The 5,268-nt window shown below is 71.7% G+C and carries 5 protein-coding genes; 1 reads left to right on the top strand and 4 read right to left on the bottom strand.

The features are described 5' to 3' along the window. Positions 1–151 precede the first annotated feature (151 nt). Positions 152–1,642, bottom strand: a complete 1,491-nt coding sequence (locus tag ACNF49_RS44490) for a DHA2 family efflux MFS transporter permease subunit (RefSeq protein ID WP_482941498.1) — start codon at positions 1,640–1,642, stop codon at positions 152–154. A 137-nt stretch (positions 1,643–1,779) separates the two neighbouring features. Between ACNF49_RS44490 and ACNF49_RS44495 the strand changes: the two genes are divergently transcribed. Further along, positions 1,780–3,090: a class I adenylate-forming enzyme family protein gene (locus tag ACNF49_RS44495; protein ID WP_357978800.1), complete on the top strand. Its 1,311-nt coding sequence runs from the start codon at positions 1,780–1,782 to the stop codon at positions 3,088–3,090. Here ACNF49_RS44495 and ACNF49_RS44500 read toward each other — a convergent pair. From ACNF49_RS44500 to ACNF49_RS44510, 3 genes are all read right to left on the bottom strand, one after another. Further along, entirely contained in the window at positions 3,087–3,626 is a 540-nt protein-coding gene (locus ACNF49_RS44500) for a DUF1697 domain-containing protein (protein ID WP_357978802.1), read from the bottom strand. The two genes, ACNF49_RS44495 and ACNF49_RS44500, sit on opposite strands and share 4 nt — an antisense overlap. A 5-nt stretch (positions 3,627–3,631) precedes the next feature. Beyond that, positions 3,632–4,696: a flavin-containing monooxygenase gene (locus ACNF49_RS44505; RefSeq protein ID WP_482941499.1), complete on the bottom strand. Its 1,065-nt coding sequence runs from the start codon at positions 4,694–4,696 to the stop codon at positions 3,632–3,634. A 108-nt stretch (positions 4,697–4,804) separates the two neighbouring features. Then, positions 4,805–5,203 carry a DUF3224 domain-containing protein gene (locus tag ACNF49_RS44510; protein ID WP_352327373.1) on the bottom strand — a complete coding sequence of 133 codons (399 nt, stop codon included), beginning with the start codon at positions 5,201–5,203 and terminating at the stop codon, positions 4,805–4,807. Positions 5,204–5,268: the final 65 nt, after the last annotated feature.

A 5,268-nucleotide genomic window follows, 5' to 3' on the forward strand; every position in this document is an offset into this window, starting at 1 on the left:
AGCAGCCTCGCCCGCCCGCCCGTCCGCGTCTGCTCAACTGTGAGCAGGCCCGCGCGACCAGGCCGGTGCGAGCGGGCATGCCGAGCTGGCATGGCGAGCGGGCATGGCGATGGCGGGGCCGCGCACGGCCCCGCCACCCGGTGCACCGGGGTCACGCCCTGGCGGCACGCCCCTGGTTGGGCGCGGCCTGCTGGTCGGCCTTGCCCGCCTTAGACCGGCCCATGGACATGTCGCGCAGCGGGACCTCCTTCAGGAAGAGGCTGGCCACCAGGCCGATGCCGACCGCGATCGCGCAGGCGAGGAACAGGTCGCCCAGCGCGTCGGCGAGCACCGCCGGCGCGACGCCCTCGCCGCCCTGGCCGGCGACGCCGAGCCGGGACGACATGATCGAGCCGAGGATCGCCAGCGAGACCGGCCCGGCGATCATCCGCCAGAACTGGATCTGGCTGGTGCCGACGCCCACCTGCTCCATCGGGATCGCGCTCTGCGTGACGGCCGTGGCCATCGGGAACGCGATGCCGATGCCGATGCCGATGAGCACCATGGCGACGATCGGCAGGCCCTGGCCGCTGTCCGGCCCGACGGCCGACAGGATCAGCAGCCCGGCGACGATGGCGGCCATGGCGAACACGCCGAGCAGCCGGTAGCGCGGCATGGCCGTCATGGCCTTGCCGGCGATCGGGGCCATGAGCATCAGGCCGAGCATCATCGGGATCAGCAACGTGCCGGAGTGGGTCGCGCTCACGCCGAGCACGCCCTGGTAGAGCAGCGGCACGTAGAAGGCCGTGCCCATCATGGCGAACGCGGAGAAGAAGGCCACCACGGCCATGACGGACACCTGGTTGCTCCGGAACAGCGCGAACGGCACCAGCGGGTTCTTGGCCACCCGCGTCTCGACGAAGTAGAACGCCACCAGCAGCACGGCGCCGCCGATCAGCAGCGCGAGCACCTCGGGCGAGGTCCAGGCGTGCCGGTCGCCGGTGAGCGTGAGCCCGATCAGGATCGGGACGAGCCCGGCCACGAGCGTGACGACGCCGGCGAAGTCGATGTCGCGCCAGCTCGCGCCGCTGCGCACGAACGGGACGCCGATGAGCACGGCGGCGATCGCGAGCAGCCCGATGGGCACGTTGACGTAGAAGACCCAGCGCCAGCTCCAGCTGTCGGTGATGAACCCGCCGAGCGGCGGCCCGATCACCATGCTGAGGCCGGAGAAGCCGAAGAAGACGCCCTGCATCTGGGTGCGGCGCTCCGGCGTGTAGATGTCGGCGAGCAGCGTGAAGACGTTGGCCATCAGCACGCCGCCGAACAGCCCCGCCAGCCCTCGCGCGCCGACGAGCTGGGGCATCGTCTGGGCCGCGCCGCACAACCACGACGCCACCAGGAAGCCCGCCAGGCCGACGAGCAGCACCGGTTTGCGGCCGAACATGTCGCCGAGCTTGCCGGCGATCGGCACGACGACGGCGGCCGCTACGGCGTAGGAGACCCCCACCCACGCGTACAGCGACAGGCCGTGCAGGTCGGCGGCGATCCGGGGCATCGCCGCCCCCACCACCGAGACGTCGATCGACGCCAGCGCGAGGGCCAGGAGTGCGCCGATGGTGGCGAACAGCTGGCCGCGCGTACTCGAACCGGTTTGGTTCATGTCATCGCCTCCCTTGTTCTTGGCAGCCGTCCCACTTCTTCGCGGACCCATGCCGACTCCAGCCCACACGAAAGCGCCCTGCCGGTCTGCTCAACACTGAGCATCCGGGGAGCGCTCGGCTTCCTACCATCGGCCGCATGACGACGAACCCGGCAGAACTGGTCAGCGCCCGAGCGGGCGATCATGTGGCACTCGTCGTGGACGGCGAGCGCGAGCTGCGGGTGGCCGACTGGACCGCCCGGTCGGAGGAGCTGGCCGCGCGGCTGGCCCCGGTCAGGACGGCGCTGCGGCACGACGACTGGATCGGGCACGCCGTCGCCGCCGTCGCCGTGCACCTGGCCGGCGGCACCGTGCTCGGGCTGCCGCCCGCGCTGCCGGAGGAGGAGGCCCGCGCCCGCATGGCCGAGTGCGGGGTGGGCCAGGTGCTGCCCGGCCCCTTGGGCGACGCGGCGGGCACCCGGGACGACGACGTCGCCGAGATCCTCTACACCTCGGGCACGACCGGCCGTCCCAAGGCCGTGGCCGTCCCGGTCGCCAACCTCACCTACGGCCACGAGGGCCGCGGGAAGCTGTTCACCGGCGTGGACGGGGTGCTGGCCGCCGTCCCGCTGGGCACGAACGCCGGGCACAGCGCGCTGATGACGGCGATGACCGCCCCGGCGACCACGCACGTGCTGACCGATCTCGGGCCGGAGAACGTGGCCCGCATGCTGGAGAAGCTGCGGGTGCCGATGGCGATCGTCCCGCCGTCCACCGCGACCCGGATGGTGGCGCACGGGTGGCACGAGCGGTACGACCTGTCCGGCCTGCGGGCGCTCATGCTGGGCTCGGCGCCGGTGCCGATGGCCACGGTGGCCCGGCTCATGGAGGCGCTGCCGGGCGTGCGGATCGTCATCGGCTACGGCTCGACGGAGTCGGCCCCCGCCTTCGTGCACCGCCCGGTGGAGACGCCGCCCACGCAGGAGGACGAGGGGCTGCTGGGCAGCCCGAGCGCGGGCACCGAGGTGAAGGTCACCGACGCGGGCGAGATCTGCCTGCGCTCGGCCGCCCCGCGCCGCTACTACCTGACCGACGCCGCCGCCGACGAGCGCACCTTCCGCGACGGCTGGACCCACATGGGCGACCTGGGCGAGCTGGACGGGGAGGGCCGGCTGCGCTTCTTCGACCGCGCCGCCGACGTCATCACCGCCGGCGGGCGCCGGATCTCCTCGCTGCGGGTCGAGCACGCCCTGCACTGGCATCCCGAGGTGGTCGAGGCCGCCGCGGTCCAGGGGCCGCGGGGCGTCACGGCGACCGTCGTGCTCCGCTCGCCCGTGCCCGAGGACGAGCTGCGCGCCTTCGCCGCCGACCGGCTGGACCCGGCCGAGCGGCCGGCGCGGTACGTGGTCGCGAAGTCGCTGCCGCGCGGGCCGATCGGCAAGACGCTCAAGCGCGAGCTGGCGGGCTAACCGGCGGTGGCCAGCTCGTGCAGCTTGCAGACGGTCTTCCAGTTGCGGGCGGTGGCGGTGACGCCGAGCTTCTTCTCCCAGAAGGAGTAGGACAGTTTGGTGTTGCGCACCCCGTCGGGGCACCAGACGTAGATCTCCTTGCCGACGTGCTTGAACACGTCGGGCTTGAAGGCGTCGGGGTCGAGCGCCTTGATCGGCCCGGCGTCGGGCTTCTCCGACAGGAACGTGACGAGGTGCAGGGCGTCGTCGGCGGCGACGTCCCCGAGCGGGTTGGCCTTGAGGATCTCGCCCAGCTCGGTGCCCGTCCTGGCCAGGACGGGCACCGGGACGCCGAGGTCGCGGGCGAGCGCGGCCTCGATCTCGGCCGCCGCCTTGTCGGGGCTCTTCCCGCTGGTGTAGACGACGTTGCCGCTCTGCAGGTGCGTCTTGACGTCCTCGAAGCCGAGGCCCGCCAGCAGTTCGCGGAGCTCGGCCATGCTCACCATGTTCCGGCCGCCGACGTTCACTCCGCGCAGCAGCGCCACCTGCCTGGACATGTCGCTCAACCCCTTCTGCCCGCCACCGCCTGGGGACGGAACTGCCTGATGCGCTCGACCAGATACGCCGCGTCGTCCTTTACCCACCAGATGAGCGCCGAACCGTAGGAGTGCTGGCACTGCATGCCGAGGACGTAGAGGCCGGGGGCCGCGGTCACGCCGCGGTCCTGCGTGATGCCGCCGCCGTCGTCCTGGATGGGGGCGTGCACCCAGGAGTAGTCGTAGCGGAAGCCGGTCGCCCAGACGACGGCGTCGACGTCGGCCGAGCGGCCGTCCTCGAAGCGCATCGTGCGGCCCTCGGCGTCGACCGTACGGCCCACGAGCTCGAAGCGGTGCCGCTTGGCCAGCTTCTTCAGGCTCGGCCCGACCAGGATCGTCTTCTTGTGCAGCCGGTCGCGCTCGCCCATCAGCGGCTTGGCGATCAGCCCGAACTTGTCGCCCCACCAGTGCAGGCCCTTGCCCAGGAACCGGCGGCCGAAGTGCGGCAGCGGCGAGCCCTGCGACAGCAGCACGCGGCGGCCGGCGGCGGCCAGCTCGGGCGCGATCTGCGCGCCGGAGTTCGCGGCGCCGACCACGACGACGGTCCCGCCCGGCACCTGGGACGGGTTGCGGTAGCGGCCGGTGTGCACCTGGTGGACCTCGGGGTCCAGCCTGCCCGCGAGCTCCGGCAGCTTCGGCACCCGGTAGGCGCCGGTCGCGATGATCACCTGCGGCGCCTCGTACGTGCCCTTCGTGGTCTCCAGCCGGTAGCCGCCCTCGATCGGCTCCAGGGAGGTGACGCGGGTGCCGAGCCTGACCGGCAGGTCGAACTCCTTGCCGTACGCCTCGACGTAGTCGGCCATCTCCTCCTTGGTGGGGAAGCGGTTCTTCCCGCCGGGGAAGCGCAGGCCGGGCAGGGCACAGTACTCGGCGATCGTGAACAGCTCCAGGGAGTCCCAGCGCTGCCGCCACGCCTCGCCGAGCCGGGCTTCCTCGTCGAGGATGACGAAGGGGATGCCGGCCTGTTTCAGGTAGTAGCCCGCGACGAGCCCGCTCTGGCCGCCACCGACGACGATCACTTCAGTGTCCATGCGGCCATCGTCGCGCGCGGGCGCGAGGCGGTCTGCTCAACACTGAGCAGTTCCTGACATGCGAGTACGCGGAGCCCCCGGCCCCGCGTACCCGACTGCGTGCAGCGCCTACTTGAGGTTGAAGTTGAGGGTGACCTCCGCCGAACCGTCCGTCTTGGAGACGTACCCTCCCTTGCCGCTCAGCCCCTTCAGCTCCTCCGTGCCGGAGTTCGGCACGACGGACCAGTCGGCCTTGGCCACGCCGCCGTCGAAGGTGCCCGTCGCCTGCAGCACGAAGGAGCCCTTCTTGCCGCGGACGCTCCCGACGACCTTCTGCAGGCCGACGAAGCTGGCCTCGGTGTCGCTGGCGTAGGCCATCAGGTACTCGGCCTGCCCCTCGCCTTCGATGTCGCCGGTCCAGGCGTTGGTGACGTGGGCCTGAGTGAGCTTGGGCTGGCCCTTCTTCTCCTCGTAGGGCTTCTCGTCCCAACCGGTGATCTGGTACGAGCCCTTACCTTGGGTCGTCATGTCAGCTCCCTTTTTGCTCTCTTTTTCGCTACCCCTGACCCTGGGCGCTATGCGTCGGCCGTCGG

The organism is Actinomadura sp. ATCC 39365, from assembly GCF_054392275.1.

What these genes read in the sequence shown, in the direction of transcription:
- ACNF49_RS44490 (WP_482941498.1), bottom strand. Translation starts at nt 1,642, where the DNA reads ATGAACCAAACCGGTTCGAGTACGCGCGGCCAGCTGTTCGCCACCATC.
- ACNF49_RS44495 (WP_357978800.1), top strand. Translation starts at nt 1,780, where the DNA reads ATGACGACGAACCCGGCAGAACTGGTCAGCGCCCGAGCGGGCGATCAT.
- ACNF49_RS44500 (WP_357978802.1), bottom strand. Translation starts at nt 3,626, where the DNA reads ATGTCCAGGCAGGTGGCGCTGCTGCGCGGAGTGAACGTCGGCGGCCGG.
- ACNF49_RS44505 (WP_482941499.1), bottom strand. Translation starts at nt 4,696, where the DNA reads ATGGACACTGAAGTGATCGTCGTCGGTGGCGGCCAGAGCGGGCTCGTC.
- ACNF49_RS44510 (WP_352327373.1), bottom strand. Translation starts at nt 5,203, where the DNA reads ATGACGACCCAAGGTAAGGGCTCGTACCAGATCACCGGTTGGGACGAG.